At 72.4% G+C, this 26,583-nt stretch carries 20 protein-coding genes, 1 tRNA gene and 1 pseudogene; 12 read left to right on the top strand and 10 right to left on the bottom strand.

Annotated elements, in window-relative coordinates; translation table 11 throughout:
- Positions 1–46: 46 nt before the first annotated feature.
- Positions 47–119: transfer RNA gene (locus tag ACODT5_RS11855), tRNA-His, on the bottom strand.
- A gap of 165 nt (positions 120–284) precedes the next feature.
- On the opposite strand from ACODT5_RS11855, the gene ACODT5_RS11850 reads away from it, so the two are divergent.
- Positions 285–1,442, top strand: a complete 1,158-nt coding sequence (locus ACODT5_RS11850; protein WP_422519123.1) for a heparan-alpha-glucosaminide N-acetyltransferase domain-containing protein — start codon at positions 285–287, stop codon at positions 1,440–1,442.
- 288 nt (positions 1,443–1,730) lie between these two features.
- Positions 1,731–2,852: a M24 family metallopeptidase gene (locus tag ACODT5_RS11845; protein WP_422519122.1), complete on the top strand. Its 1,122-nt coding sequence runs from the start codon at positions 1,731–1,733 to the stop codon at positions 2,850–2,852.
- A gap of 39 nt (positions 2,853–2,891) precedes the next feature.
- On the opposite strand, the gene ACODT5_RS11840 is transcribed toward ACODT5_RS11845, so the two are convergent.
- Positions 2,892–3,695 carry a class I SAM-dependent methyltransferase gene (locus tag ACODT5_RS11840; RefSeq protein ID WP_422519121.1) on the bottom strand — a complete coding sequence of 268 codons (804 nt, stop codon included), beginning with the start codon at positions 3,693–3,695 and terminating at the stop codon, positions 2,892–2,894.
- 65 nt (positions 3,696–3,760) lie between these two features.
- On the bottom strand, positions 3,761–5,599 hold the full coding sequence (treZ, locus tag ACODT5_RS11835; RefSeq protein WP_422519120.1) for a malto-oligosyltrehalose trehalohydrolase: 1,839 nt from the start codon (positions 5,597–5,599) through the stop codon (positions 3,761–3,763).
- Positions 5,600–5,710: 111 nt separating this feature from the next.
- Here treZ and ACODT5_RS11830 point away from each other — a divergent pair, with 111 nt between their 5' ends.
- The 3 genes from ACODT5_RS11830 (at position 5,711) to ACODT5_RS11820 (ending at position 8,195) form a co-directional block, all read left to right on the top strand.
- Positions 5,711–6,274, top strand: coding sequence for an FHA domain-containing protein (locus tag ACODT5_RS11830; RefSeq protein WP_422519119.1), 564 nt, complete (start codon positions 5,711–5,713; stop codon positions 6,272–6,274).
- Between the two features lie 151 nt (positions 6,275–6,425).
- The gene (locus tag ACODT5_RS11825; protein ID WP_422519118.1) at positions 6,426–7,655 is read left to right on the top strand and encodes an RNA-guided endonuclease InsQ/TnpB family protein; all 1,230 of its coding nucleotides are present in this window, start codon (positions 6,426–6,428) and stop codon (positions 7,653–7,655) included.
- 69 nt (positions 7,656–7,724) lie between these two features.
- Positions 7,725–8,195: a GNAT family N-acetyltransferase gene (locus tag ACODT5_RS11820; protein WP_422519117.1), complete on the top strand. Its 471-nt coding sequence runs from the start codon at positions 7,725–7,727 to the stop codon at positions 8,193–8,195.
- 33 nt (positions 8,196–8,228) lie between these two features.
- On the opposite strand, the gene ACODT5_RS11815 is transcribed toward ACODT5_RS11820, so the two are convergent.
- Positions 8,229–9,521, bottom strand: a complete 1,293-nt coding sequence (locus ACODT5_RS11815) for a M14 family zinc carboxypeptidase (RefSeq protein ID WP_422519116.1) — start codon at positions 9,519–9,521, stop codon at positions 8,229–8,231.
- Positions 9,522–9,664: 143 nt separating this feature from the next.
- On the opposite strand from ACODT5_RS11815, the gene ACODT5_RS11810 reads away from it, so the two are divergent.
- Positions 9,665–10,909 carry an RNA-guided endonuclease InsQ/TnpB family protein gene (locus ACODT5_RS11810; RefSeq protein WP_422519115.1) on the top strand — a complete coding sequence of 415 codons (1,245 nt, stop codon included), beginning with the start codon at positions 9,665–9,667 and terminating at the stop codon, positions 10,907–10,909.
- Between the two features lie 175 nt (positions 10,910–11,084).
- Here ACODT5_RS11810 and treY read toward each other — a convergent pair whose 3' ends face one another.
- Positions 11,085–13,433, bottom strand: coding sequence for a malto-oligosyltrehalose synthase (gene treY, locus ACODT5_RS11805; protein ID WP_422519114.1), 2,349 nt, complete (start codon positions 13,431–13,433; stop codon positions 11,085–11,087).
- Between the two features lie 82 nt (positions 13,434–13,515).
- Here treY and ACODT5_RS11800 point away from each other — a divergent pair, with 82 nt between their 5' ends.
- A complete protein-coding gene (locus tag ACODT5_RS11800; RefSeq protein ID WP_422519113.1) occupies positions 13,516–14,799 on the top strand; it encodes an MFS transporter in 1,284 nt (427 codons plus the stop codon).
- Here the strand turns inward: ACODT5_RS11800 and glgX are convergent.
- Positions 14,784–16,898 (bottom strand): glycogen debranching protein GlgX, encoded by a 2,115-nt coding sequence (gene glgX, locus ACODT5_RS11795; protein ID WP_422519112.1) that lies wholly within the window; start codon positions 16,896–16,898, stop codon positions 14,784–14,786. The two genes, ACODT5_RS11800 and glgX, sit on opposite strands and share 16 nt — an antisense overlap.
- 346 nt (positions 16,899–17,244) lie before the next feature.
- Between glgX and ACODT5_RS11790 the strand changes: the two genes are divergently transcribed.
- The 3 genes from ACODT5_RS11790 to ACODT5_RS11780 all read left to right on the top strand — a co-directional run bounded on the left by ACODT5_RS11790 (position 17,245) and on the right by ACODT5_RS11780 (position 20,775).
- Complete coding sequence (locus tag ACODT5_RS11790; RefSeq protein WP_422519111.1) at positions 17,245–18,516, top strand: SAV2148 family HEPN domain-containing protein; 1,272 nt, start codon at positions 17,245–17,247, stop codon at positions 18,514–18,516.
- A gap of 106 nt (positions 18,517–18,622) precedes the next feature.
- On the top strand, positions 18,623–19,366 hold the full coding sequence (locus tag ACODT5_RS11785; RefSeq protein WP_422519634.1) for an exonuclease domain-containing protein: 744 nt from the start codon (positions 18,623–18,625) through the stop codon (positions 19,364–19,366).
- A gap of 128 nt (positions 19,367–19,494) precedes the next feature.
- Positions 19,495–20,775 (top strand): RNA-guided endonuclease InsQ/TnpB family protein, encoded by a 1,281-nt coding sequence (locus tag ACODT5_RS11780; RefSeq protein WP_422519110.1) that lies wholly within the window; start codon positions 19,495–19,497, stop codon positions 20,773–20,775.
- Between the two features lie 179 nt (positions 20,776–20,954).
- On the opposite strand, the gene ACODT5_RS11775 is transcribed toward ACODT5_RS11780, so the two are convergent.
- Together ACODT5_RS11775 and ACODT5_RS11770 are read right to left on the bottom strand one after the other, a co-directional pair.
- Entirely contained in the window at positions 20,955–21,623 is a 669-nt protein-coding gene (locus tag ACODT5_RS11775; RefSeq protein WP_422519109.1) for a hypothetical protein, read from the bottom strand.
- Between the two features lie 23 nt (positions 21,624–21,646).
- Positions 21,647–22,531, bottom strand: a complete 885-nt coding sequence (locus ACODT5_RS11770; RefSeq protein WP_422519108.1) for a phosphotransferase enzyme family protein — start codon at positions 22,529–22,531, stop codon at positions 21,647–21,649.
- A gap of 113 nt (positions 22,532–22,644) precedes the next feature.
- Between ACODT5_RS11770 and mgt the strand changes: the two are divergent.
- Both mgt and ACODT5_RS11760 read left to right on the top strand, forming a co-directional pair.
- Positions 22,645–23,900 (top strand): annotated as a pseudogene (gene mgt / locus ACODT5_RS11765) (macrolide-inactivating glycosyltransferase).
- 65 nt (positions 23,901–23,965) lie between these two features.
- The gene (locus ACODT5_RS11760) at positions 23,966–24,547 is read left to right on the top strand and encodes a DUF1697 domain-containing protein (protein ID WP_422519107.1); all 582 of its coding nucleotides are present in this window, start codon (positions 23,966–23,968) and stop codon (positions 24,545–24,547) included.
- A 105-nt stretch (positions 24,548–24,652) separates the two neighbouring features.
- On the opposite strand, the gene ACODT5_RS11755 is transcribed toward ACODT5_RS11760, so the two are convergent.
- Both ACODT5_RS11755 and ACODT5_RS11750 read right to left on the bottom strand, forming a co-directional pair.
- Positions 24,653–25,531 (bottom strand): GNAT family N-acetyltransferase, encoded by an 879-nt coding sequence (locus tag ACODT5_RS11755; protein ID WP_422519106.1) that lies wholly within the window; start codon positions 25,529–25,531, stop codon positions 24,653–24,655.
- 445 nt (positions 25,532–25,976) lie between these two features.
- On the bottom strand, positions 25,977–26,462 hold the full coding sequence (locus ACODT5_RS11750) for a DUF1877 family protein (RefSeq protein ID WP_422519105.1): 486 nt from the start codon (positions 26,460–26,462) through the stop codon (positions 25,977–25,979).
- Positions 26,463–26,583 lie beyond the last annotated feature (121 nt).

Genomic DNA, 26,583 nt, shown 5'->3' with positions numbered 1-26,583 from the left:
CCGTGGGGGTTACGAGGAAAACTCGTAACCCCCACGGGATCAACAGGGTGAGTGACGGGACTTGAACCCGCGGCCACCTGGACCACAACCAGGTGCTCTACCAACTGAGCTACACCCACCACGAAGGGCGGCGGACCACCCGTTCGATGTGCAAGCACAGCATAGCTGATCAGCGGGGTGCTCCCGCGACGCCTTTTCCGGGGGCCCGGGGGAGGCGACCTGGAGCGCCGGGTCCGGGTGAGGGCGCAGGCAACCCCGCGCCCCGGATCGTCATCACTACCCGTATGGGAACAAACCGACTCACCGGCCTGGACGCCGCCCGCGGCATCGCCGTCCTCGGCATGTTCGCCGTACACGTCGGCCCGCCGCCCTCGCCCGAGGGCCCCGGCTGGCTGCTCGTCGCCGCCGACGGCCGGGCACCCGCCGTCTTCACGCTCATCGCCGGGTTCTCCCTCGCGCTCGCCCGCGCCCGAGCCGCCGGACCGCCACCCCTGCGGGCCACCCTGACCCGCTGCGCGATCCTCGCCGTGCTCGGCCTATGCCTCGCCGCGCTCTCGCCCGGCATTCTCGTGATCCTGGCCTTCTACGCCGTCTACTTCCTGGCCGCCGAACCCTTCACCCGGCTCGGCACCCGCACCCTGGCGGCCGTCGCCGGCGCCTCGGTGGTGCTGGGACCGGTCCTCTCGTACCTCCTGGGCCCGGCGCTCGGGCTGCGCACCGGCGGGCGCGGGGCCACACCGGTCCCCGCCGACCTGGCGAGCTGGGCGGGGGCCGGGGGGATGCTGCGGGAGCTGCTGCTCTCGGGCGCGTACCCGCTGCTCACCTACTTCCCGTACATCCTGGTCGGCATGGCCCTCGGCCGCCTCGCCGACCTGCGGAGCGGGCGGTCGCTGCGGCGGCTGACCGGCTTCGGGGCGGCGGCCGCCGTCGCCGGCTACGGCGCCTCCTGGCTCGCGCTCGGGCCCGGGGGCCGGCGCGGTCCGCTGCTGGAGGCCATCGCACGGGAGCACCCCTGGGCGGCGGCGGAGCCCGACCCGGTCGCGGCGGTGCTGGGCGGGCAGTTCGGTGCCGTCCCCAGCACCTCCTGGGACTGGCTGCTGGTGGCCGGCCCCTACAGCCAGACCCCGCTGGAGACCCTCGGCAACTCCGGGGTCGGGGCGGCCCTCATAGGCCTGCTCGCCCTGGCCGCGCACGGCGCGGGCCGGGCGGCGACGCGGCTGCTGCGGCCGCTCGCCGCGGTCGGGGCGATGGCCCTCACGGTGTACGTGGCGCACGCGCTCGCGCTGGCGGTGTTCCTGCGGGGCTGGAGCGGGTGGGGCGTGCTGGTCGTGTTCTCGGGGGTCGCGGTGATCGGCTGCGTGGCCTGGGGCCACTTCCTGCGCGGTACGGAGCTGCGGCGCGGGCCGCTGGAGTGGGCCCTGCGGGTGGTGACCCCGACGTGACGCGAATCCCTGCGGGGCCGTCCCCTACCCGCCCTTCGCCCGTTCCCCGGGGCTCCGCCCCCGACCCCGCGCCTCAAACGCCGGCGAGGCTGGATTTGCCGCTGCGCGGCAAAATTCAGCCCGTCCGGCGTTTGAGGACCGGGTCCGGGCAGCGCCCGGGGAACGGGCGAAGGGCGGGTGGGGGACTTCGCCCCGCGCAGCGGCAAAGGGCACTGCGGGGACTTCGCCCCGCGAAGCGGTCGGCGCGGCCCCTGCCGTCCGGGGGCGGGGCGCGGGAGGATCGGAGTCATGGACCATGACTCCGATCCCTTCACGACCGCCGACTACGCCGCCCGGATGGACGCCGCAGCGCAGGCCGCCGCCGACGCGGGGCTGGCCGGCCTGCTGGTCGCCCCCGGGCCCGACCTGGCCCACCTCACCGGGTACCGGCCCGTCGACACCGAGCGGATGACCCTGCTCGTCCTCGCCGCCGGGCAGGACCCCGTCCTCGTCGTCCCCGCGCTGGAAGCCCCCGACGCGGCGAAGTCCCCCGGCGCGGGCGCGCTGACCCTGCGGGACTGGGCCGACGGGAAGAACCCGTACGCCGTGGCCTCCCCGCTGCTGGACGTGGCCGGCCGCTTCGGGGTCAGCGACAACGCCTGGGCGCTGCATCTGCTGGGGCTGCAGAGGGAGTTGCCGACGACCTCGTACGTCTCGCTGACCGACGCGCTGCCGATGCTGCGCGCGGTCAAGGACGAGCGCGAGCTGGCCCGGCTCGCGGCGGCCGGCGAGGCGGCGGACGCCGCGTACGCCCAGATCCTCCATGTCCCCTTCGCGGGGCGCCGGGAGAGCGACGTCGCCGCCGACCTGGCCGCGCTGCTGCGCGTGCACGGCCACTCCCAGGTGGACTTCACCGTGGTCGGCTCCGGCCCGAACGGCGCCAACCCGCACCACGAAGCCGGTGACCGGGTCATCCGGCACGGGGACATGGTGGTCCTCGACTTCGGCGGCCTCAAGCACGGTTACGGCTCCGACATCTCCCGTACCGTCCACGTCGGCGAGCCCACGGAGGAGGAGCAGCGCATCCACGACATCGTGCGCGAGGCCCAGTTGGCGGGCGTGGCGGCAGCCCGGCCTGGGGCCGCCTGCCAGGACGTGGACCGGGCGGCCCGCGCGGTGATCACGGAGTTCGGCTACGGCGAGCAGTTCATCCACCGCACGGGCCACGGCATCGGAGTCACCACGCACGAGCCGCCGTACATGGTGGAGGGCGAGGAGCAGGTCCTCGTCCCCGGCATGTGCTTCTCCGTGGAGCCGGGGATCTACCTGCCGGGACGGTTCGGGGTCCGCATCGAGGACATCATCACGGTCACCGAGAACGGCTGCCGCAGCTTCAACAACGCCTCCCGGGAGCTGGCCCTCGTGGAGTAGCCGCACCGGGGCTGGACACCGCGTGATCCTCGCCGGGACTCAGGCGTCCCCGGCGAGGACCAGGCGGTAGCCGTAGTCGACGCATCCCCGCTCCAGCAGGTCGGCGTGGCGCCGCCGCCAGGCCCCCGACCGCAGGTCCTCGCGCAGCCGGGCGATCGCCGGTTCCACGACGGTGGCCGGCAGGCTCGCGAAGGTGGAGCTGGCGGCCCGTACGGCCGGGTCGAGGTACGACTCGGGCCGGCGCCAGAAGGCGGCCCGGAACCCGTCGGTGAAATCGTGCGGGACGGGGAAGGGCAGCACGGTGTGCGCGTCCAGTGCCCCGGTCACCACGGACAGCGGGACGAAGGTCGAGCGCTCCCTCGCCCCGACCTCCGGCAAGTACTCCTCGAAGAACCACAGATCGGGCGTCCGGTGCCCCGGATCCCAGGTGAAGACGGCCTGGCGCCGGGACACCCGTCGCAACTCCGCCAGCCCGCGCGCGGGGTCCGGCCAGTGGTGGACGGTCATCACCGCCATCGCGGCATCGAACTGCCCGTCCCCGAAGGGCAGTTCCTCGGCCCCGGCTTTGACCTTGCGGGTCCCCGGATGCTGGTCGAGCATGACCTGCGACGGATCCACGGCGGTCACCTCAAGACCCTCCGGCTCGTAAGAACCGGCCCCCGCCCCGACGTTGACGACCGTCCGCGCGTCCCCGAGACCCCCCGCGATCAGCGCGGCCAGCCGCGGATCGGGCCGCCGGACCTCCCGGTACCCCACCCCGATCCGGTCGTACTTCGCCGGGCCCGGGCCCGGGCCCGTGTGCGCGTGCGTGTGTCCGCCGCCGACGGTTGATTCGGTCCTCATGACGGAGATCCCACCAGACGGCCAGGGCACGCGCGACCGGGTTTACGGGCCCCGGCCCCCGGACCCTAAGGGCCCAGTACCACCGCCGACTCCGCCGGTACGTGGACCCGGCCGTCGGCGTCCGGGTGCTCGACGGGGCGCCAGGCGGCCAGTACCCGGACGCCGTTGCGGCCGAGCGCGATGGTGGCCGGTTCCCCGGCGAGGTTCACCACCACGCGGACGTCGCCCCGGCGGAACGTCAGCCAGCGGCGCTCCTCGTCGTGGGCGATCCGCAGCGCCGCCAGATCGGGATCGCGCAGGTCGGAGTGGGTGCGGCGGAGCGTGATCAGGGTGCGGTACCAGTCCAGCAGGCGGGCGTGGGCCTCGCGGTCCGGCTCGGCCCAGTCGAGGCAGGAGCGGTTGCGGGTGGCCGGGTCCTGGGGGTCGGGGATCTCCTCCGCCTTCCAGCCGTGCTCCGCGAACTCCCGCCGCCGGCCCACCCGTACGGCCTCGGCGAGCTCCTCGTCGGGATGGTCCGTGAAGTACTGCCACGGTGTGCCGGCGCCCCACTCCTCGCCCATGAACAGCATCGGCACGAACGGCCCCGTCAGCGCCACCGTCGCCGCGCACGCCAGCAGCCCGGGGGACAGGGAGGCCGAGAGCCGGTCGCCCAGCGCGCGGTTGCCGATCTGGTCGTGGGTCTGGGTGTAGCCGAGGAAACGGTGCGCCGGGGTGCGGCCGCGGTCCACCGCGCGGCCGTGGTGGCGGCCCCGGAAGGAGGACCAGGTCCCGTCGTGGAAGAAGGCCCGGGTCATGGTCTTGGCCAGGGCCCCGAGCGGGGCCTCGGCGAAGTCCGCGTAGTACGCCTGGGACTCACCGGTCAGCGCACAGTGCAGGGCGTGGTGGAAGTCGTCGTTCCACTGCGCGTGCAGGCCCAGGCCCCCGGCGGCCCGCGGGGTCGTGGTGCGCGGATCGCAGCGGTCCGACTCCGCGATCAGGAACAGCGGCCGGCCGGTCTCGTCGGCCAGCTCGTCCACGGCCGCGGACAGCTCCTCCAGGAAGGTCAGCGCCCGGTCGTCGGCGAGCGCGTGCACCGCGTCCAGCCGCAGCCCGTCGATCCGGTAGTCGCGCAGCCAGGCCAGCGCGCTGCCCAGGAGGTACGCGCGCACCTCGTCGGAGCCGGGCGCGTCCAGGTTCACCGCCGCGCCCCAGGGGGTGTGGTGGGTCTCGGTGAAGTACGGGCCGAAGACGGGGAGGTGGTTGCCGGAGGGGCCGAGGTGGTTGTGGACCACGTCGAGCACCACGCCGAGCCCGGCGGTGTGCGCGGCCTCCACGAACCGGACCAGCCCGGCCGGGCCCCCGTACGGCTCGTGCACCGCCCAGGGCGCGACCCCGTCGTACCCCCAGCCGTGCCGCCCGGGGAAGGAGCACACCGGCATCAGCTCGACGTGGGTGACGCCGAGGGCGGTGAGGTGGCCGAGGCGGGCGGCGGCCGCGTCGAAGGTGCCCTCGGGGGTGAAGGTGCCGATGTGCAGCTCGTACAGGACGGCGTCCTGCAGCGACACCCGGGGGGAGGGCGCGGGCTCGTCGGGGGTGAGGGAGGCGAAGTCGACCACGGCCGAGAGCCCGTCGGGGCCTTCCGGCAGGCGCCGGCCGCGCGGATCGGGGCGTACGGGGGATCCGTGGCGCGTGTGGTCCGGGTGCTCCGCGTGCTGCCCGGGGTGTACCGGGTCGCGCGGATCGTCCCCGGGAACGCGCGCCTCCGGGCCGCCGCCCAGCTGGAACCCGTAGTGGGATCCGTCCCGCGCCCCGGCCTCCACGACCCACCAGCCGGGCCGCTCCGGATCGCGCTCCATCGCGTACGCGGCCCCGTCGAGCCGCAGCGCGACCCGGTCTGTCAGCGGTGCCCACACCTCGAACTGCACGGACGGTCCCCTCGTCTGGCGGCGCTACCCAACCTGCGTGTCCGGGCCATCATCCCCGCCCGGTCGCGGGAGTTCTGGACACTCTGCCCCCGACAGGCCGACAATCACCTGGTGACGTCGAGTTTCGAGTTCTCCGCTTACCCCGCGCCGCGGCTCTCCGATGCCGAGCGCGACCACGCCCTGGGCCAGCTCAGGGAGGGCGCCGCCGTCGGCAAGCTGTCGCACGACACCTTCCTGCGCCGCATGGAACTCGCCCTCGTCGCCCGCCGCTCCGAGGACCTCGCCGTGCTCACCGCGGACCTGGAGGGCCGGAAGGGCGCGGAGAGCCCGTGGACCCGCCGGCTGTTCGGCTGGGTGGGGCGCGTCTCGGCGGTGTCCGTGGGCGTACGGCGGGCCTGGGCCGTGGAGAAGCTGCCCACGCTGCTCCTCCCGCACCCGGGCGCCGGACCGCTGCGGATCGGCCGCGACCCGGGCAACGGGCTGCGCCTGAGCCACGAGACCGTCTCGCGCGCCCACGCGGAACTGGGCATCCGGGACGGGGTCTGGGTGGTGAAGGACCTCGGCTCGACGAACGGGACCACGGTGAACGGGCGCCGGGTGACGGGCTCGGCGGTCGTGCGGGACGGGGACCAGATCGGCTTCGGACGGATGAGCTTCAGGCTGTCGGGCGGCTGACGGATCCGGGCGGGAGGCCCGGGGCCCGCTGGTCCGGGGGGCCGGAGACACGGGGGTTCGGGGCGCGGGCGGGGAGCGATCGGAGGCCGGTTCCCATCTGGTCTGACCTGCCCCTTCGTTTGTTGTCAGTGGGCGGGGCTAGGTTGTTGGGATGACGAAGACACCGATCGTGGGGGATGCCGGGTATGCCCGGTGGACCTTCCGTGTCCGCGTGTCGTCCACCGCGCTCGCCACCCTGATGGCGGAGTGGGATCGATGCCGGTGGACCTGGAACGAGTGCTGCGCGAAGTCGAAGCAGACGCACCTGTGGAACAAGGGCCGGCCAGAGGGTGTGGACAAGCAGACGTGTGGCCCGGGGCAGCTGGACAAGATGCTGACCGAGTGCCGCAAGACGAACAGCTGGCTCCGTGAGGGCTCCAGCGTTCCGCAGCAGCAGTTGATTCGGGATTTCGGGAAGTCCCGGTCCAAGGCGCAGAAGGACGTCAAGGACCGGTTGCCGGTGCGGCAGCGGGCCGGGATGCCGAAGTGGAAGAAGAAGCGGGGAGCGCTGCCGTCCCTCAACTACACCAAGCGTGGCTTCCGGTTGAAGGACGGCCGCTTGCACCTGGCGGGCGGGATCGTCTTGACGGTGGTGTGGTCGCGGAACCTTCCCGCCGGCCCGTCCAGCGTGCGCGTGTATCAGGACAGTCTCGGGCACTGGTACTGCTCGTTCGTCGTCCCGACCGAAGGCCAGCCGCTCCCGGAGACGGGTGCGGTGATCGGGATCGACTGGGGTGTGAGGGAGACAGCGACCACCACCAGCGACGACCACGACCTCCCGCATGCCGAGCACGGCAAGAAGGCGGCTGCTGGGCTTGCCCGCTATCAGCGGATGATGGCGCGCCGTAAGCCGTTGAGGGGCAAGCCCGGGTCGAGGGGCTACCGGGCGGCGAAGAGGCTGACGGCGAAGCTCTACAAGAAGGTGGTCCGGCAGCGGCAGGACACCGGCCGTAAGTGGGCCAAGCGCGTGGTCCGCGACCACGACGCCCTGGCGGTGGAGGACTTCAAGTCGAAGTTTCTCGCCAAGTCCACCATGGCCAAGAAGGCCGCCGACGCAGCGATCGGCGCCACCAAGACGGCCTTGGTCGAGATGGGCCGAAAGCACGGCCGTGCTGTGTTCCTGGTACACCCCGCGCACACCACGATGGACTGTGCGCAGTGCGGAGCGAGAACCAAGCACGCACTACCTCTCTCGATGCGAACGTATGCCTGCACCGTGTGCGGAGCCGTGTCCCCCAGGGATAAGAACTCCGCGCGCGTGATGCTGGTCCGGGCTGGTCTCAACCCGGCTAGTGCTGATCGTGGAAGACCAGACCAGGCGCTGCCTGGCCTGGCAGCGTGAGCTAGAAATCCCCGATCAACCCTGGAGAGTGCGGAATCCCCCTCCCTTCAGGGAGGGGAGGATTCAATCATGGAACACACGTCTGCCGCCCCCGTCGTACGGCCCGCGCGCCCCGAGGACCTGCCCCGCCTGGTCGAGCTCATGCGCGAGCACATGGCGTACGAGAGGTCCGCGCCCCGCCCGGCCGGTCTCGCCGAGCGGCTCGGCGCGCAGCTGTTCGCCGACGGGGCCCGGCTGTGGGTACTGCTGGCCGAGACCCCGCGGGGCGAGATCGCCGGGTACGCCGCCTGCTCGGCCGAGTTCTCCTTCTGGGAGGCCCGCCACTACCTCCACATGGACTGCCTCTACCTCGCCGAGGAGGCCCGCGGACACGGCCTCGGCGCCGCCCTGGTGGACGGGGTGGCCGCGCTCGCCCGCGAGCTGGGCCTCGGCCACGTCGAGTGGCAGACGCCCGACTGGAACGAGGGCGCGATCCGCTTCTACGACCGGCTCGGGGCCACCGGCAAGCCGAAGCTGCGGTACGCCCTGCCGGTGGAGTAGCCCGCGCCCGCGCCGCGCCCGCTCCGCTTACGGCTACCGGCCCGCCGCCACGAGGCGGTCGTAGGCGGCCAGGACGACCCGGGACTGGTGCTCCACCTGCGTGGCCACCGGGACCCAGCGCGCCTGGAAGCGGTCCGCGAACTCCTCGCACCACCCCGTGACGAGCCGGTCCACGGTCGGCGCCGTCGGCTGCCCCTGGGCGCGCAGCACCCGGAGCAGCATCGCCGCGGCGCGCAGCGAGAGCCGCCGTCCGAAGGCGTCGATGCTCCCGATGTACGCCGCCGTCGCCTCGGCGGGAGCCCCGGGGCCCGTCCACTCGGCGGTGATCCGGGGGATCAGCGCGAGCGTCCAGTCCACGGCGCGCAGCAGGGCCGCGGCGGCCGGGTCCGTACTGTCGGCCGCCCCCTCCCGCAGGGCCGCCACCCGCGCGGCGTCGGCGGTGAGCCGGCCGGCCAGGACGCGCAGGGCGGCGCGGGGGTCGGGGTGCGGGGCCGGGTCGTCCACCAGGTCCGAGGCCCACATGGGGACTTCGACGATCGCGGTGGTGCCCGCGTGGCGGTGGGCGTGGTACCAGGTGCTGAGCCGGGTGTCCTCGGGGTGGAACGGCCCGTCGGCCGCGGACCCGGGTTTGGGCATCACGAAGATCCCCGCTCCCGGCGAGGGCCAGCCCGAGGCGTCGGAGGCGCTGGTCTCGACCGGGATGCGCAGCTCGGCGGCCGATTTGCCGAAGGGCTCGGCGAGGCCGGGTATGTCCCGGGTCAGCTGCACCCAGGAGCCGCCGAGATCGGTGCCGTGCAGGGAGACCTGGAGGGCGGGCCGGAGCTCGTCGATGAGCCGGGTCAGGGCGAGGGTCTCGGGCGGGAGGCGGTCCGGGGGCAGTAAGGACGGCGCCCACTCGGGCTGTTCGGGGCCGGGCGGCCGGAAGAAGTTCCGGTGGTAGTCGAGCAGGGAGTACGGGCGGGGCGTGCGGTGCAGGGCTGCGCCGTCGGGGTCGGCGCAGAGCAGGAAGTGCCAGGTCGTTCCGGCGGCGGGTACGCGGATCAGGTGCCGGGCGAGCGCGAGGACGGTGGCGCCGCCGACGGGCTCGTTGGCGTGGGCGCCGGCGACGACGAGCACGTTCGGAGCGGTTGCGGTTGCGGCAGCGGTTGCGGTAGCGGTCGCGGCCGTCGTCGTGGAGCCCACGGAGAGCAGCCACAGGGGCTCCCCGGACCGGGACGCGCCGATCTGGCGGAGCCGGGCCAGGGCGGGGTGTTCATCGACCAGGGCGCGGGCGGCCAGGGTCAGTTCGTGGGGGGTGGGGTAGCACATGTCACGGATGAGGGTCACCGGATCTCTCCCAGGATGCCCCGGGCTTCAGCCCGGGGAGGAATGGGTCCTTGGTGCGGAGCCGCGTAGCGGCGGAGTTCGTTGCACATCTGCTCTGACCTGCGCTCTCTTTCGTTGTCAGTGGGGGTGGCTAGGGTGGGGGCATGGCGGCAGCAGTGGTGGATGATGGGGATTCCGGGCATGCCCGGTACACCTTCCGGCTGCGTGTGTCGTCTACCGCCCTTGCCCGGCTTGAGGCGGAGTGGGCGCGGTGCCGGTGGGTGTGGAACGAGTGCGTGGCGATGTCCCGCAAGGTCCATGCCCGCAACAAGACGGCCGGCGAGAAGGTGACGTGTGGTCCGTCGCAGCTCGACAAGCTGCTGACCGGGGCCCGGCGCTCGATGGCGTGGCTGCGTGAGGGCGGCAGCGTTCCGCAGCAGCAGATCATCCGCGACTTCGCCAAGTCCCGGGCGAAGGCTCTCAAGGACATCAAGGCCCGGTTGCCGATTCGGCAACGTGCCGGGATGCCGAAGTACAAGAAGAAGTACGCAACGGAGCCCACGCTCAACTACACGCAGCGCGGCTTCCGGTTGAAGGACGGCCGTCTGCATCTGGCCGGGGGTGTCAGCGTGAGCGTGGTGTGGTCGCGGGATCTGCCCGGCCCGCCGTCGTCGGTGCGGGTGTACCGCGACAGCCTCGGGCACTGGTACGCCAGTTTCGTCGTCCCCACGACCACCGAGACGCTTCCCTTGACGGGTGTGGTGATCGGCGTCGACTGGGGGGTGAGGGAGATCGCGACCACCACGTCCGATGATCACGACCTGCCCCACGCCGAGTACGGCAGGAAGGCCGCCGGTCGCCTCGCGCACTACCAGCGCATGATGGCCCGCCGCCGCGCGCCCAGGGGCAAGGTCCAGTCGAAGGGCTACCGTCAAGCGCAGCGGCAGGCCGCGAAGGTGCAGAAGAAGATCGCCCGGCAGCGCCAGGACACCGGCCGCAAGTGGGCCAAGAAGGTGGTCCGCGACCACGACGCCCTCGCGGTGGAGGACTTCAAGGCGAAGTTCCTCGCCAAGTCCACCATGGCCCGTAAAGCGGCAGACGCCGCGATCGGCGCCACGAAGGCGGCCCTGATCCAGATGGGCCGCAAGCACGGCCGTGCCGTGCACCTGGTCCACCCCGCGCACACCACCATGGACTGCGCGCAGTGCGGAGCGAGAACCAAGCACGCACTACCCCTCTCGGAACGAACCTACTCGTGCACCGCGTGCGGAGCCGTGTCCCCCAGGGACAAGAACTCCGCACACGTGATGCTCGTCCGGGCTGGTCTCAACCCGGCTGGTGCTGATCGTGTAAGAGCGTGCGGGCCGCCGGTCCGCAGCCGACGTGAGCCAGGAATCCCCTCCCTTTAGGGAGGGGAGGATTCAAAGGTGATCCCATTCCCGCCGCGAGACTGCCGTAGCCGTGTTCGCCTGGTCCGGGCGGCGCCGGGCCGGCGGGCTGCCGCCGCGCCGCTGCCCGTCGTGCCGCTGTGCTGCCGCCCGCCCGGCGGCAGCCATGGCGGTGCAGGTCCCCCCCCCGGCGGCGTCAGGCCCGGTCCGGGTCCTCCCGTAGCAGGACGGCGACCGGGGAGGCGTCGCCGAGGAGTTCCGTGAGCGGGGCCTCGCCCGTGTACGAGGCTTCGGGTGGGGTCCCGAGGAGTGGGAGGTGTCGCCAGTGTCCCGGCGGCAGGGGCAGGGTCGTGTTCCGCCAGCCCCCGGCCCGGGCCAGGCCGTGCGACAGGCGGGTGGCCACCGCCACCAGCCCGGCGGAGCGGGCGAAGGCCACGCAGTGCTCCGCCGCCGGGCCCCGCGCGAGCAGCGGCGCGTAGCCGGCGAACAGCCCGGGCCGGCTCCGCCGAAGCCGCAGCAGGGCGGCGGTGAGGGCGAGCTTCTCCTCGGCCGTGCCGGACGGCGCGGCCCCCGCGTCCAGTCGGGCCAGGGCCTCCCGGGGGAAGCGGGCGGGCCGCCGGTTGTCCGGGTCTACCAGGGCCCGGTACTCCGTCTCCGCGCCCTGGTAGACCTCGGGGACCCCGGGCATGGCCAGGTGCAGCAGCGCCGCGCCGAGCAGGTTGGCGCGGGCCGCGGCGGCCAGGGGCCCGGACGGCTCGAGCGCGTCTCGCGGGATGTGCTCCCGGACCGTGGCCTCGTACGCGGGGTTCCTCTCGGTCCAGGTGGTGTGCAGGGCGGCTTCGCGGACCGCCTTCAGCAGGGTCTGCCAGAGACGCTCGCGGCGCACCATGGCGTTGCCGCCGCCCCCGAGTCCGAACGCCGTCTGCCAGGCCACCCAGGCGAGTTGGGGATCCGCCCCGGCCGGCTCCGGTACGGATTCCGGGTCCTGCGAGAGCACCGAGATCCGCGCCCGGACGTCCGCGCTGCGCTTCGTGTCGTGCGTGGTCAGCACGGTTCCGGCCCGGGGCCACAGCCCCGCCTGCTCGGCGCAGTACGCGTGGAACTCCGCCACCGTGACCGCCGGAGCCCCCGGGTCACCGCCGACCTCCGTGGCCGACAGCAGCGGGGCGTACCGGTAGAACGCCCTGTCCTCGAGGGACTTGGCGCGCAGGGCGGCCGAGGTCTGGGAGAAGCGGGCCGCGAAGGCCGGGTCCCGCAGCAGCAGTTCGCGTACGCCGGCCACCGGGCCCGCACCCGCCCGTTCGGCGGCCCGCTCCAGGGCCTCGGGCGCGAGCTGCGGATCGCCGGGGTAGGGCCGGTAGACGGGGTAGGCGATGAGCAATTCGCGCACGGCAGAAGCGAGTTCGGGGCCCGCCAGTCGTTCCAGGGTGGCCAGTTCGGCGGCCAGGTCTCCGGTCAGGACCTCCCGGGCGCCCGCCGCCGCCGTCCGCTCCCAGCGGGGCTGCCCGGTCGCCTCGCGGAAGCGGGCGTCGAGCCGCGCGGCCCCGGCCGGGTCGGTCAGCACCCCGTCCACCCGGTACAGCGCGTCGTACCCGGTGGTCCCGGCCACCGGCCAGTCGGGAGCCAGCCGCTCCTCGCGGGCGAGGATCTTCTCGACCACCACCCAGCAGTCCCCGCCGACGGCGTCCCGCAGCCGCCGCAGGTAACCCCCGGGGTCGGCCAGACCGTCCACGTGGTCGATGCGCAGCCCTTCGACGACCCCGTCGCGGACCAGCTCCAGCACCTTGGCGTGGGTGGCGGCGAAGACCTCCGGGTCCTCGACCCGGACCCCGATGAGGTCCGAAATGGTGAAGAACCGGCGGTAGTTGAGCCCGGTGCGGGCCTCCCGCCAGTGCGCCGGCCGGTACCACTGGGCGGCGAGCAGCGCCGCCGGTTCCAGGCCGGCCGTGCCCTCCCGGACCGGGAACTCCAGCTTCCCGATCCGCAGTACGGCCCGGTCGCCCTGCCCGGGGGCGGCCCCCGGCTCGACCGAGACCTCGACGGCCCGCGGATCCAGCGGCTCCGCGAGCACGGGCAGCAGCAGCTGCCCCCCGCCCGCCTCCCAGTCGATGTCGAACCAGCGCGCGTACGGCGAGCCGGGCCCCTCCCTGGCCACCTCCCACAGGGGCCGGTTGAGGCCGAGGGGCGCCGGCAGCGCCATGTGGTTCGGCACGATGTCGAGCACCAGTGCGAGCCCGTGCGTCCGGGCCTCGGCGGCCAGGGCCCGCAGCCCGTCCTCCCCGCCCAGCTCCACCCGGACCCGGGTGTGGTCGGTGACGTCGTACCCGTGGGACGAACCGGGCACCGCCTCCAGTACGGGGGAGAGGTGCAGGTGGGAGACCCCGAGCGAGGCGAGGTACGGTACGACTGCCCGTGCGTGAGCGAAGGTGAACTCGGGCTGCAGCTGGAGGCGGTAGGTCGACGCCGGGGTGAAGGCCGGTGGTACATCGGTTTCCGGACGGTTGAACTCGGGACTCGTGTGACCGGTGCGCGGGGGCAGGCTCATGAGAACGTACGTACCCAGGATGCGGGATTCCGTGCCATTACCCAATGCATCCGGGTGACTGCGCCGGGTTAACGTTGCTCAAGTGTTTGGAACCGTCAACACCTATCGAAAAGTAATTGCCCTGACCGGGCCCCTACTCCCGCTCATTTCCTTCCTCGCCCGACTGCCCGTCGCGATGTCGCAGTTCGGCAGCGTCCTCCTGGTCGCCGAGACCAGTGGCTCCCTCGCCACCGCCGGCATAGTCGGCGGCACCCTCTCCGCCGGACAAGTCGTCTTCGGACCCGTCCTGGGCCGGCTCGCCGACCGTCACGGGCAGCGCTCCGTCGTCCTCGCGGCCGCCGCCGTCAACGCGGTGGCGACCGCCGCCCTGGTGGCCGGGGCGCTCGCCGACCTCGCCACCGTCCCGCTCGCCGCGATCGGCTTCGTCACCGGGGCCTCCGTCCCGCTGATCGGACCGCTCGCCCGTACCCGCTCCGTGGCCCTGGCGCACCGCGCCAAGTCCGACGAGGGCGTCGTGGGCGCCATCCACTCCCTCGAAGGCACCCTGGACGAGGTCTCCTTCGTCTTCGGGCCCGCCCTCGTGGGCCTGGCCACCCTCGCGCTGCACCCGGCCATCGCCCTGGGCGGCGCGGCCGCCCTCGTCGCCGTCTTCGGCACCCTCTACGCGCTGCACCCGACCGCCGCCGTCACGGCCGGAGTGCCCGCCGGAGTCCGCCGGGACAAGGAGCGCACCCGGGTCCGCCCGCCGCGCGTGGTCCTCGCGGTACGGGGATCCCTCGCCCTCCAGGGCGCCATGTTCGGCGCCTGCCAGGCCGGAATCGCCGCCCTGACCCTCCAGTTGGGCGTCCCCGGCCAGGCCGGCATCGTGTACGCGGCCATGGGCGTCGTCAGCGCCGCCGTCGGGCTCTCGCTCGGCGCGCTGCCCGCCCGCTTCGGCCTGCGGCTGCGCTGGCGGGTGGCCACGGCCGCCGCGCTCGTGCTCTCCGTACCGCTGCTCTTCACGCAGACCCTGTGGCCGCTGTACGTGGTCGTCACCGTGCTCGGAGCCGCCTACGCCCCGCACCTGATCACCGCCTTCGCGCTCACCGAGCGGGCGGTGGAGCCTGGCCGGCTCGCCGAGTCGATGGCCTTCGCCGCCAGTTCGCTCGTCGCCGGCCAGGCCGCCTCGCTGGCCGTCTCCGGGCGCCTCGCCGAGTGGTACGGGCCCTGGGCCGCCTTCGCGGTGGCCGTGGGCGCCGCCGCCCTGTGCCTGGTCCTGGCCCTCGTCACCAAGGTGCCCGCGGCCCGTACGCACGCTCCGGTGGCTTCCGGTGGGGGCGCCCGCTCGGACGCCGTCCTGGAAGGCGCCGCCTACGCCGGGCGCTGAAGCACCACCAGACACCTTCCTGTCAGTGTCACCCGGTCCCCGGCCGCGTACTGCGGCCCGGTACCGGGTGTCAGTACCTCCGGCCGTGCCGTGTCCACGACCAGGCGCCACTGCGTTCCGTGCCCGGCCGGGACCGTGAAGTCCTGTGCCTCGGCGCCCGCGTTGAACATCAGCAGGAACGAGTCGTCGGTGATCCGCTCCCCGCGGGTGCCGGGCTCCGAGATCGCCTCCCCGTTCAGGAACACCGTGAGCGCCCGCGCGTGCTGGGCCTGCCAGTCGCGGGCCCGCATCTCCTCGCCGTGCGGGGTGAACCAGGCGATGTCCGAGAGCTCGTCGTGCGTCCCCTCCACCGGCCGGCCGTGGAAGAACCGGCGCCGCCGGAACACCGGGTGCTCCCGCCGCAGCCACACCATCCGCCGGGTGAACTCCAGCAGTGCGGGCGCCGGTTTGCCCGGCTCCGGCCAGGTCACCCACGACAGCTCGTTGTCCTGGCAGTAGGCGTTGTTGTTGCCGCCCTGGGTACGGGCGAACTCGTCCCCGTGGCTGATCATCGGCACGCCCTGCGACAGCATCAGCGTGGCGATGAAGTTGCGCATCTGGCGCTCGCGCAGCTCCACGGTCTCCGGGTCCTCCGTCGGCCCCTCCGTCCCGCAGTTCCAGGACCGGTTGTGGGTCTCGCCGTCCCGATTGCCCTCGCGGTTGGCCTCGTTGTGCTTGTCGTTGTACGAGACCAGGTCGTTCAGGGTGAAACCGTCGTGACAGGTGGTGAAGTTGATCGAGGCCAGCGGCCGCCGGCCGTCGTCCTGGTAGAGGTCGGAGGAGCCCGTCAGCCGCCCCGCGAACTCCGCGAGCGTGCGCGGCTGCCCGCGCCACAAGTCCCGTACGGTGTCCCGGTACTTGCCGTTCCACTCGGTCCACAGCGGCGGGAAGTTGCCCACCTGGTAGCCGCCCTCGCCCAGGTCCCACGGCTCCGCGATCAGCTTGACCTGGCTGACCACCGGATCCTGCTGGACCAGGTCGAAGAACGAGGACAGCCGGTCCACCTCGTGGAACTGGCGGGCCAGCGTGGCCGCCAGGTCGAAGCGGAAGCCGTCCACGTGCATCTCGGTGACCCAGTAGCGCAGCGAGTCCATGATCAGCTGGAGCACGTGCGGGGAACGCATCAGCAGCGAGTTCCCGGTGCCCGTGGTGTCCATGTAGTGCCGGGGATCGTCCGCGAGCCGGTAGTACGAGGCGTTGTCGAGGCCCCGGAAGGACAGCGTCGGCCCCAGGTGGTTGCCCTCGGCGGTGTGGTTGTAGACCACGTCGAGGATCACCTCGATGCCGGCCTCGTGCAGGGCCCGGACGGCCGACTTGAACTCCAGCACCTGCTGGCCGCGGTCGCCCGAGGCGTAGCCGTTGTGCGGGGCGAAGAAGCCGATGGTGTTGTAGCCCCAGTAGTTGCTGAGCCCGTCGTCGACGAGGCGGTGGTCGTTGACGAACTGGTGGACCGGCATCAGTTCCAGCGCCGTCACCCCCAGCTTGGTCAGGTGCCCGATGACCGCCGGGTGCGCGAGGGCCCCGTACGTGCCGCGCAGCTCCTCGGGGAGGTCGGGGTGACGCATGGTCAGGCCCTTCACGTGGGCCTCGTAGAGCACGGTGTGGTGGTACTCGTGGCGCGGCGGCCGGTCGTTGGCCCAGTCGAAGTACGGGTTGACCACGACCGAACTCATGCTCTTGGGCGCGGAGTCCAGATCGTTGCGGGAGTCCGGCCGGCCGAAGTGGTAGCCGTACACCTCCTCGCCCCAGTCCACGCTCCCCGCGACGGCCCGCGCGTACGGGTCCAGGAGCAGCTTCGCCGCGTTGCACCGCCGGCCGCGCTCGGGCTCGTACGGGCCGTGCACCCGGAACCCGTAGCGCTGGCCGGGCATGATGCCCGGCAGGTAGGCGTGCCGGACGAACGCGTCGGTCTCGCGCAGTTCGATCGCGGTCTCCGAACCGTCGTCGTGCAACAGGCACAGTTCGATGCGTCGGGCGGCCTCCGAATAGACCGCGAAATTGGTGCCGGCGCCGTCATACGTGGCGCCGAGCGGATACGCCTGTCCCGGCCAGACCTGCATAGAAAACGACTCTTCCTCTCTGTCCCTCTGTGTAGGGCTGATCCGGCGTGGACCACGTCACTGCCAGATCTTCCCCGAAAGAGGGCTTCCACGCGGGGACTTGGGAGGGTCCTACCGGGTGACCCGGAGAGCTGATAAGAGGGTTCCCGGACCATGGGTAGAGCGGACCATGGGGAGATCGGATGGTCGGCAGAGCGGATAATGAGCCAACGGGCGGCCCGGGTACGGACCGTGAGTCCGCGTCGGGCCCCGGGGCCCGCGCATCGGGCTGCAGGGTGCCGCACGCGCGGAGTACCCTTCCGTGATCACTGGAGACGGGCGTCCAGACGCAGGAGGCGGTGCACGGGTGAGCTCGGGAGGTCTGGAGCTGCCCCCTGGTGACAGCGGTCACGAGGGCGGCCCGGCGGACGCCGCGGGCGGTGCGGCCGGCGGGATCCCCGCCGGGGCCGTGTCGCTGGCCCCGCCGGAGGCCGGTGGGACCGGGAAGGCGCGGGCGGGAGCCGGTGCCGAGCTGGACTGGGGCGCGGACGCCTGGAGCGAGGTCCGGACCCGGGCCCAGCGCGCCGGCCGTGCGTACATCTGGCTGAACCTGATCGAGCAGCGGCTGCGGTCCGTGGTCGGAGCGGTGCTCCGGCCGGTCTACGAACCCGTGCACGGCGGTGACGACTGGGTGGTGGCGGCCGCGGGCCCCGCCGGCCAGGAATGGGTGCAGCGCGCGGTCGCCGTGCGCGAGGTCAGCCGCCGCAAGGGCTACCTGCTGGACTCCGCCGACGACAACGTGCTGAGCTTCCTCACCCTGCCGCAGCTGCGCGAGCTGATGGTCCAGCACTGGCCCTGCTTCGAGCCGTACTTCGACGACCGGCGCGAGATCGAGCAGGCGCTGGACGAGCTGGAGGTCACCCGCAACGTCGTCTCGCGCAACCGGGCCCTGTCCCGGGCGGTCCTGGAACAGGCCGAGCGGGCGTCGGCGCGGCTGCTGGAGGTACTGGGCGGCGGCGCGGGCTCGCCGGCCGCGGACCGGCTGCCCATCGACGCCGTCGAGGACCTGGTCGGCGACCGGTACGCCGACGTCATCTCCGTCCACCCGGACCGGGTGCGCCTGCAGCGCCAGCTCCCGGCGGAGGACCTCTTCGGCGGCGCGCGGCGGCTCGACGCCATCGGCATAGGGCTCAACCTGCTGGTGCAGAACTTCTCGGGCCGAAGACTGGTGCGCCTCGCCGAGGCCGGCTGCCGGGTGCGGCTGCTGTTCCTGAACCCGGCGAGCAGCGCGGTCAAGCGGCGCGAGCGGGAGCTGGGCCTGCGCAAGGGCGAGCTGAGCCGCTCGGTGGAGATGAACATCCTGCACGTGCGGCGGGTCCGGGCCGGCCTGCGCGACGCCTCGGGCTTCGAGATCCACGTCTTCGACGAGACCCCGCGCTTCACCGCGTACCTGGTGGAGGGCGAGTCCTCGGGCATCGCGGTGGTCCAGTCGTACCTGCGCCGCGCCCGGGGCATGGAGGCGCCGGTCCTGGTCCTGCGGGGCGGCGGGCGCGCCGCACGGGATGCCGAGCACGGGCTGTTCCCGACGTACCGGGACGAATTCGAGTCGATCTGGCAGGACTCCCGCCCGGTGTCGTGAGCGGGGCGCCGCGAGCAGGGACGGCAGCCCCCGGCTCCGGGGCTGTCAGTGGCCCGTGGCACGCTGAAAGCCGTTGACGTAGAGGGACCGGTACGGGGGGCACGTGATGGGGGACTGGGCGGGGGACTGGATGGGGGACTGGCACGGCGGGCCGATGGTGGCCTTCGATCTGGAGACCACGGGGACCGACATCGAGTCCGACCGGATCGTGACGGCGGCCGTCGTGACGCTCGGGCCGGACGGGCAGGTGGCGGGTGAGCGGACCTGGCTGGTCGACCCGGGAGTACCCATCCCGGAGCAGGCCTCGGCCATCCACGGCATCTCCACGGACCACGCCCGCTCGCGGGGGATGGCGGCGCCCGAGGCGATCGAGGAGATCACCCGGACGCTCGTGGAGACGCTGAGCTCGGGGACCCCGCTGGTGGTGATGAACGCGCGGTACGACCTGACCCTGCTGGACCGCGAGTGCCGCCGCCACGGGATCCGTCCGCTCGGCGAGCGCTGGCCCGTGAACTCCGCGCCGCCCGTCATCGACCCGCTGGTGCTGGACAAGCACGCGGACCGGTACCGCAAGGGCAGACGGACCCTCCAGGCGCTCTGCGAGCACTACGGCGTGACCCTGGAGGCGGCGCACGACGCGGGCGCGGACGCGCTGGCGGCGGCCCGCGCCGCGCGGCGGATGGGGGCCGTGCACGCGGCGATAGGGACGGTCGCCCTGCCGGACCTGCACGAACTCCAGATCCGCGCGGCGGCCGAGCAGGCGGCCTCGCTGCAGAGCTACCTGCGGCGGACCTCGGACCCCGAGGCGATAGTCGAGCGGGCCTGGCCCGTCGTGCCGTACCGGGTCTGAACGCATTCCGCTGGTCCTTGGTGACGAAACCCAAGCGAACGTGCAGGTTGTGGACAGCATGGGACTGGTTCTGGCATCGGGATGAGCGTTCCAGCGTGGCGCCATAGACCACTGCTAGGTTCCCAAACGTGAGCCAAAGCACCCTGGTCAAGCGGCAGTTCGGGCACCGCTCCCGGCTTGCGCTGTCGCCTTCCCAGGCGCTGAAGTCCGATGGTCAGGCGCACGCGGCCCGCACCATGTGGAACCTGCTGCACGCCTGGTGGCAGATGATGCCGAAAGACAAGCGGACCGTGGCGAACGCGGACGCCGCGATACGGCAGGCCCGCGAGGACATCGGCTTTCTTGCTGTTCTTCCCGCGCAGGCCGCGCAAGCGGTGCTCAAGACGTACGTCCAGGCGTGGAAGAACTGCTGGGACGGCCGCGCTGACGCCCCGAACTTCAAGGGCCGGTTCCGCACGGTGATGTCCGTGGACATCCCGCAGGGTCGTGACCTGAACATCACGCGTGTGCACCGCCGCTGGGGCATGGCCAACCTGCCGAAAATCGGTCGGGTTCGCTTCCGGTGGACCAAGGACCTGCCCGTGGGCAGGCACGCCAACGCGGAGAACCGGATCACGGGGGCCCGGCTGGTCAAGGACGCGCTCGGCTGGCACATCGCATTCCGTGTCCAGGCCCTTGAGGTCCAGCCCGAGCCCCACCAGGGGCCGGAGGTCGGCATCGACGTGGGTGTTACCGTTCCCATCGCCCTGTCGGATGGCACCACCAAGACCCACGGCGAGTGGCTGACCGATCGAGAGAAGGCCAAGCTCCTGCGCCTGGAGCAGCGCGCCGCGCAGCGTAAGCAGCACCACAAGCCCGGCGAGCAGGCCAGCCGTCGGCTGCACCGTACGTACGACCAGATCGCAGGACTCCGCGCGAAAGCCAAGCGCAGGGCACTGGACTGGCAGCACCTGACGACCACCACCATCGCCCGCACTTACGGCACGATCGTGGTCGAAGCACTCGCGATCACGAACATGGTCAAATCCGCCAGGGGCACCGTGGACCAGCCGGGCAGGAACGTCGCCCAGAAATCCGGGCTGAACCGTTCGATCAGCGGGGAGGCATGGGGCCGGACGGTCACCATGCTGACGTACAAGACCGCCCGCAACGGTGGCACCCTGTACAAGGTCCCCGCGTCCGGCACCTCGCAACGCTGCTCCGAGTGTGGTCTCACCACGCCCGGGAGCCGGGAGTCCCAGGCCGTATTCGTGTGCAAGAACCCGGACTGCGGGTGGTCGGGCAACGCCGACCACAACGCGGCCCGCAACGTCTTGCACCTGTACCGGATGGGCCTCGCGCTCATCCCGGCTGCCGGGAGGGCAGTCGTCAGGCGCGCACGCCGCGTCAAGCCCGCTGCCGCAAGGTAAGCAGGAATCTCCCGGCTTCAGCCGAGAGAGCACTTCAACAGACGCACGACGAGTGGGCGGCGGAGACGGCCAACCGGACCGTGCACGGGGTCATGCACATTGGCAATGATCCGCGGCATCGGCCGCGAATAGCAGGCCCGTTCGGGCTCCGGCCGCCCGGCCTGATTCGGGAGGGGTCCTCACGGGTCCGGCCACTGGTCGCGGTAGACGACGTGGAGCCCGCTGCCGCCGTGCCCGGCGATGAGGCCGTCGCCCTGGCCCATCCGGGCACAGTAGTGCGCGTGGTCGGGGTGGGCCTGGACGTAGCCCGGCCCCCGGTGGGCCACGTCGGCGAAGAGCCATGAGGTGTCGGCGAACAGGCCGGCGCTGCCCGTCATGAACAGCGCCCCGGCGTGGACGTGCTGGTGGAACCGGTCCCGGTTCTCCCGGTGGTGCCGATCCGGCCGGCGGCCGGCGCCGCGGCCGGTGCCGCGACCTGCGCCGCGGTCGGCCGAAGGCGGTCCCGGAAGGTCCGCGGTCTGCGGCCGGCCCGGGCCCAGCCGGGCCCGCAGCTCCTTCCAGCGCGAGGGGGCGAACTGCAGCGAGTGGTGCAGGAGGACCAGGTCGAGGCCCGGTTCCCCGGTGTCGGGGTCGGTGCGCCGCAGAGGTACGTGGACCAGCGAGCGCGGGGAGGTGGCCGCGAGCGACCACAGTCCGGCGATGAGCTGCGCGGCCTGTTGGTCGACCTGGATGTCCAGGTACCAGTAGCCGTCCGACAGTGCCGCGCGGGCCGGCGGGCGGGCCGGGCGGATCACCTTGAACTCGGTCGGGCCGAGCCGGGCCCGGTGGATGGTGAGGGGCAATTTCATATGGAGAAAGGGATACGCCACCCCTAGAACGGGTGCCAGCGGATTTCCGGGTCGCCCTCGCGCAGGGAGGCCACCCGGCGGCGGAACTCGGCCAGGGCCTTCGGGTTGGCCGGGGCGTGCTGGGAGACCCAGGCGCAGCTGGCCGTCTCGCGGGCGCCGCGCAGGACCGCGCAGCCCTCCCAGTCGCGCACGTCCCAGCCGTACGCCGCCGTGAACTCCTCGTACGCCGCTCCGGGCAGTCCGTACCGGTCGCGGGAGAGGGCCATCACCACCAGGTCGTGCTCGCGCAGGTCTGCGGAGACCGTCTCCAGGTCGACGAGCACCGGCCCGTCCGGACCCACGTGGACGTTGCGGGGCAGCGCGTCGCCGTGGATCGGGCCCGGCGCGAGGTGTGGGGCGAGGGCGGCGACCTGGGCGGCGTACCCGTCGCGGCGGGCCCGCAGGTACGCCGCGTCCGCCGGATCGATCGCCCCGCCGGCCAGCCGCAGCCAGCGCTCGACCCCGCCCAGCAGATCGCGCGGCGGCAGCGTGAAGGGGGGCGCGGGCAGGGCGTGGATCTGCCGCAGCAGCGCGGCGAGGTCCCCCGGGCCGGCCGGGCGGACCGCGTCGGGGAGCCGGTGCCACAACGTCACCGGGTGCCCGTCGACCAGCCGGGGCTCCGGCTCGGCCGCGCGGACCGCGGGGACCCCGCACTCCGCGAGCCAGGCCGCCACCGCGAGCTCCAGCCGGGCGCGCGGCAGCAGTGCCGCCTCCCGGCCGACCTTGGCGACGAGGCCGTCGTCGAGCGCGAAGACGGCGTTCTCGCCGAGGGCCAGCAGCCGGGGCTCGGACGCCCCGGCCCCGGTCCCGGTGCCCGCCCGTGCCAGGCCCGCCGCCGTCAGGGCTTCCCGGGCGCGTGCCTCGTCCATGCCGTCTCCGCAGTCCGTCCGTTTCCCGGGTGCTCCGGGGCGGCACCGGGCCGTACCCGGGTGCTCATGACCGGACAAGTTTCGCATCCGGCCCGCCTTTCCGGATTCTCCGCATTCCCTCCAGGGTGCACGAGACGTCTCGTCTCGTTATGGTTCCCTCATGACCACGACCGCGAAGCCCGCCCACATCGCCATGTTCTCCATCGCCGCCGCCGGCCACGTGAACCCGAGCATCGAAGTGATCCGCGAACTGGTCGCCCGTGGCCACCGCGTCAGCTACGCCATTCCCGCCGCGTACGCCGACAAGATCGCCGAGACCGGCGCCACCCCGGTGATCTGGAACTCCACCCTCCCCACCGACGAGGACCCCGACGCGTGGGGCACCGAACTCATCGACAACATCGAGCCCTTCCTCGCCGACGCCGTCCAGGCCCTCCCGCAGCTCGCGGCCGCCTTCGAAGGCGACGAGCCGGACCTCGTCCTCCACGACATCACCGCCTACCCCGCGATCGTCCTCGCCCACCGCTGGGGCGTCCCCGCGGTCTCCCTCTCCCCGACCCTGGTCGCCTGGACCGGCTACGAGGAGGAGGTCGCCGAGCCGATGACCGCCGAACTGCGGGCGTCCGAGCGCGGAAAGGCGTACTACGACCGCTTCCGCGCCTGGCTCGACGAGAACGGCATCGACGAGGACAGCGACCGGTTCGTCGGCCGCCCCCGCCGCAGCGTCGTACTCATGCCGCGCGCCCTCCAGCCCCACGCCGACCGGGTCGACGAGGCCGTGTACACCTTCGTCGGCGCCTGCCAGGGCGACCGCAGTGCCACCCAGGGCACCTGGACGCGGCCCGCGGACGCCGAGGGGAAGAAGGTCCTCCTGGTCTCCTTCGGGTCCACCTTCACCAAGCAGCCGGCCTTCTACCGGGCCTGCGCGGAGGCCTTCGGGGACCTGCCCGACTGGCACGTGGTGCTCCAGATCGGGAAGTTCACCGACGAGGCCGGGATCGGCGGGATCCCCGCCAACGTCGAAGTCCACCGCTGGGTTCCCCAGCTGGACATCCTGCGCCAGGCCGACGCCTTCATCACCCACGCGGGCACGGGCGGCTGCCAGGAGGGCCTGGCCACCGGCACCCCGATGGTCGCGGTCCCGCAGGCCGTCGACCAGTTCGGCAACGCCGACATGCTGGCCGCCCTCGGTGTCGCCCGGCACGTCCCGATGGCCGATGCCGACGCCGCGACCCTGCGCGAAGCCGTGCTCGCCCTGGTCGCCGACCCGGAGGTGGCCGCCCGCGCGGACCGGATCCGCCGCGAGATGGCGACGGAGGGCGGCACGCGCCAGGCGGCCGACCTCATCGAGGCCGAACTGCCCGCGTGACCGCGACCACGACCACGACCGCGACCATGACCGGCACTGTCAGGGGCGAGCCCTATCGTGCAGGCATGACCAAGACGACCAAGGCTGCCGGGACGACCAGGGCGAAGTACGCGGCGCTGCTCCGGGGCATCAATGTCGGCGGGAACAAGAAGGTCCCGATGGCCGAGCTGCGCCTGGTCCTGGAGGGACTCGGCCACGAGGACGCGCAGACGTACCTCCAGAGCGGCAACGCCGTCTTCACCACGACGACGGACAAGGCCCCGGCCGCCCTCGCCCGCGACCTGGGGGCAGCCATCGAAGCCCACTTCGGCTTCCGGGTCCCCTGCCTGGTGGCCGACGGCGCCTACCTGCGCGCCGTCGCCGACGCCTGCCCCTTCCCGGCCGCCGACCTCGAAGGCAAACAGCTCCACGCCACCTTCTGCTCCGAGCAGCCCGCCGAGTCCCGCTTCGCCTCCATCGACGCCCCCGCGTTCCTCCCGGAGGAGTACCGCGTGGGCGACCGCGTCATCTACCTCTACGCCCCGAACGGCCTGGGCCGCTCCAAACTCGGCGAGGCCCTCGCCAAGCCGGCGGTGGTCAAGGGCCTGGACGTGACCACCCGCAACTGGAACACGGTCGCCAAGCTGGTGGAGCTCACACAGGACTGACACCGGGTCCGGACCGCGACACGCTGAAGGCCCTGGGGCCCGTGGTGGAAGCGCCGACGGGCCGGACCGGGTGACGCCCGGGTCCGGCCCGTCGTCCGTTTGTCCCTACAGGTCGAGTTGATACTGGACCGTCGTGTGCGTGGGCACGTAGTCGAGGCTGTCGCTGATGTGTCTCATGTGCGTGTTGCTGTCGGCGGTGTCGGTCAGGAGGCCGCCGAGGTCGGGATGGCGCCCGTGGGCCTGTCGGATCGACTCGGCCTTCATCCATCGGCCGAGGCCGTGTCCGCGGTGCTCGGGCAGCACGCCGGTGCCGTAGTGCTGGCCGTCACCCGTGCCGTTGCCGGGGACGACGAGTTCTGTGAACCCGGCGATCGAGTCGTCGGCCGTGTCGATGGCGACGACGGTGTGCAGCTGGTCTCCGCGGTCTTGAACGGCTTTAGCCGCGGCCCGGACCCGGTCCACGTCCCAGATGGTGATGCCGTGGTCGGTGTCTTCCATGGGCATGTCGTCCATGGCGCGGCGTGAGGCGGCGAACGTCTGGGCGAGGTCGTCGGGGACGGTTCCCTGCCATGACGCCAGCCGGTAGCCGGGGTGCGGGCGCTCGATGATCTCGGCGAGGGCGGTGAGGTCCACGTCGGCCAGTGGCAGGCGGGCGAACCGCAAGGTGAGCACCTTGCGGAAGCCGTGGGCCGGCAGGAAGTGACTGCCGGGCGATCCCGCCTCGGCCTGCGCGCTGACACAGCGCCGGGCGTCGTCCCGGGCGGCGGCCACGGCGGCGTCGAGGAGCTGGGAGCCGACGCCCTTGCGACGCTCCGCGGGGTGGACGTGGAGGGTCAGTTCGGCCAGGTGCGCCTGTCCGCCGTCGAACAGGCGCAGAAAGGCCGTACCGACGGGGAGGGAATCGTCGTCGGACGCCAGCCATGCGAGGCGCCGGCTGTGCGCCCCGTGAGCGGGGTCGGTCAGCGGGGTGATGTGGAGCGACAAGGTGTCTCCGTCGTGAGGAGGTGGTGGCAAAGGGCAGTACGCGGGCTCAGGCTCAACTGCTGGGCACTCGTGCGCATGTGCTCCACACCTCCTCGTCGACAGTGCCGGTCCGCAACGACACGGACGGCTCGGGCGAACCTAACCGGCCCACCGATTCCCCGGCAAAGGATTAACCGACGGCCCTGGGCCGTGTGTCGAAGGTGGATCTTGAGCGATGAATGACTGTTTCGCCGATGGCAGCGGAACGGCACCTGGCACCGGATCCTCACCCGGCTCCAGTCCCTGGCCGACGCGAAAGGCACGCTCGCGTGGGACCTGAGCACAACCGCCTCAAGAGAGGCACCGCGCTGTCGCCACCCGGTACGACGAACTCGCGGTCCGCTACGGGACGACCGTGCTGGCCGCAGCCATCAACGAGTGGCTTTGACCGGCACGTGGCCATGTCTCAAGCCCACACCGCTTTGACCACGGCGTGGCCTGCCGAAGCCGCCCGCCCATAGAACTCTTGGAGGTCCCGGTGATGTTCGAGGTGTTCCTGCCTGGTCCAGCCGAGAGCACTGAACCTGGCACCGACGACGTTCCACAGCTCATCGAAAGAGACAGCCGTAAGGAACCGCGCGGCCTGTGACACACCAGCCGGCTCCAGAAGCATCAGCGGGGGATGGGATGGATCAGCATCAGCGCTGTGGGGCACGCGGCGCCCGCCGTAGATCGGCAGTGTCCCGGGCTCGCCGGCGTCTGTGTAGAGGGCATCAGCCGCGGCATAGAGGTCGTTGACAGCGTCCCAACCCTTGTTGATCGACCAGGTGACGCCCGCTGCGCACTCGGCAATGTGGTCTTCCCAAGCTTCAGACATGAACGCAGCGAGCCAGGTGTGGTCGTCCCGAATCTCGGACTCAGCCACGGCGCGAAAGTGCAGGTAGATGCTCACTACGACGAGTCCCCCAGCTCGGCGGCCCATCTGTCGGGCCGACCGGACAGAACCTACTTCAGGGCACTGACAGCCATGTGCAGTCGATATCGACTCGCACCCTCTGGCAGGACTTTCGATA

The sequence above is a fragment of the Streptomyces tatrensis genome, from assembly GCF_049310065.1.
Taxonomy (GTDB): domain Bacteria; phylum Actinomycetota; class Actinomycetes; order Streptomycetales; family Streptomycetaceae; genus Streptomyces.
The sequence above is the reverse complement of the archived record's forward strand: the minus strand, read 5'-3'. Positions and strand labels throughout refer to the sequence as shown.

Bases quoted from the DNA above. Each gene is read 5' to 3' on its own strand.
- ACODT5_RS11850 (WP_422519123.1), top strand. From the start codon at position 285: ATGGGAACAAACCGACTCACCGGCCTGGACGCCGCCCGCGGCATCGCC.
- ACODT5_RS11845 (WP_422519122.1), top strand. From the start codon at position 1,731: ATGGACCATGACTCCGATCCCTTCACGACCGCCGACTACGCCGCCCGG.
- ACODT5_RS11840 (WP_422519121.1), bottom strand. From the start codon at position 3,695: ATGAGGACCGAATCAACCGTCGGCGGCGGACACACGCACGCGCACACG.
- ACODT5_RS11825 (WP_422519118.1), top strand. From the start codon at position 6,426: ATGACGAAGACACCGATCGTGGGGGATGCCGGGTATGCCCGGTGGACC.
- ACODT5_RS11820 (WP_422519117.1), top strand. From the start codon at position 7,725: ATGGAACACACGTCTGCCGCCCCCGTCGTACGGCCCGCGCGCCCCGAG.
- ACODT5_RS11810 (WP_422519115.1), top strand. From the start codon at position 9,665: ATGGCGGCAGCAGTGGTGGATGATGGGGATTCCGGGCATGCCCGGTAC.
- treY (WP_422519114.1), bottom strand. From the start codon at position 13,433: ATGAGCCTGCCCCCGCGCACCGGTCACACGAGTCCCGAGTTCAACCGT.
- glgX (WP_422519112.1), bottom strand. From the start codon at position 16,898: ATGCAGGTCTGGCCGGGACAGGCGTATCCGCTCGGCGCCACGTATGAC.
- ACODT5_RS11785 (WP_422519634.1), top strand. From the start codon at position 18,623: ATGGGGGACTGGGCGGGGGACTGGATGGGGGACTGGCACGGCGGGCCG.
- ACODT5_RS11775 (WP_422519109.1), bottom strand. From the start codon at position 21,623: ATGAAATTGCCCCTCACCATCCACCGGGCCCGGCTCGGCCCGACCGAG.
- ACODT5_RS11770 (WP_422519108.1), bottom strand. From the start codon at position 22,531: ATGGACGAGGCACGCGCCCGGGAAGCCCTGACGGCGGCGGGCCTGGCA.
- ACODT5_RS11760 (WP_422519107.1), top strand. From the start codon at position 23,966: ATGACCAAGACGACCAAGGCTGCCGGGACGACCAGGGCGAAGTACGCG.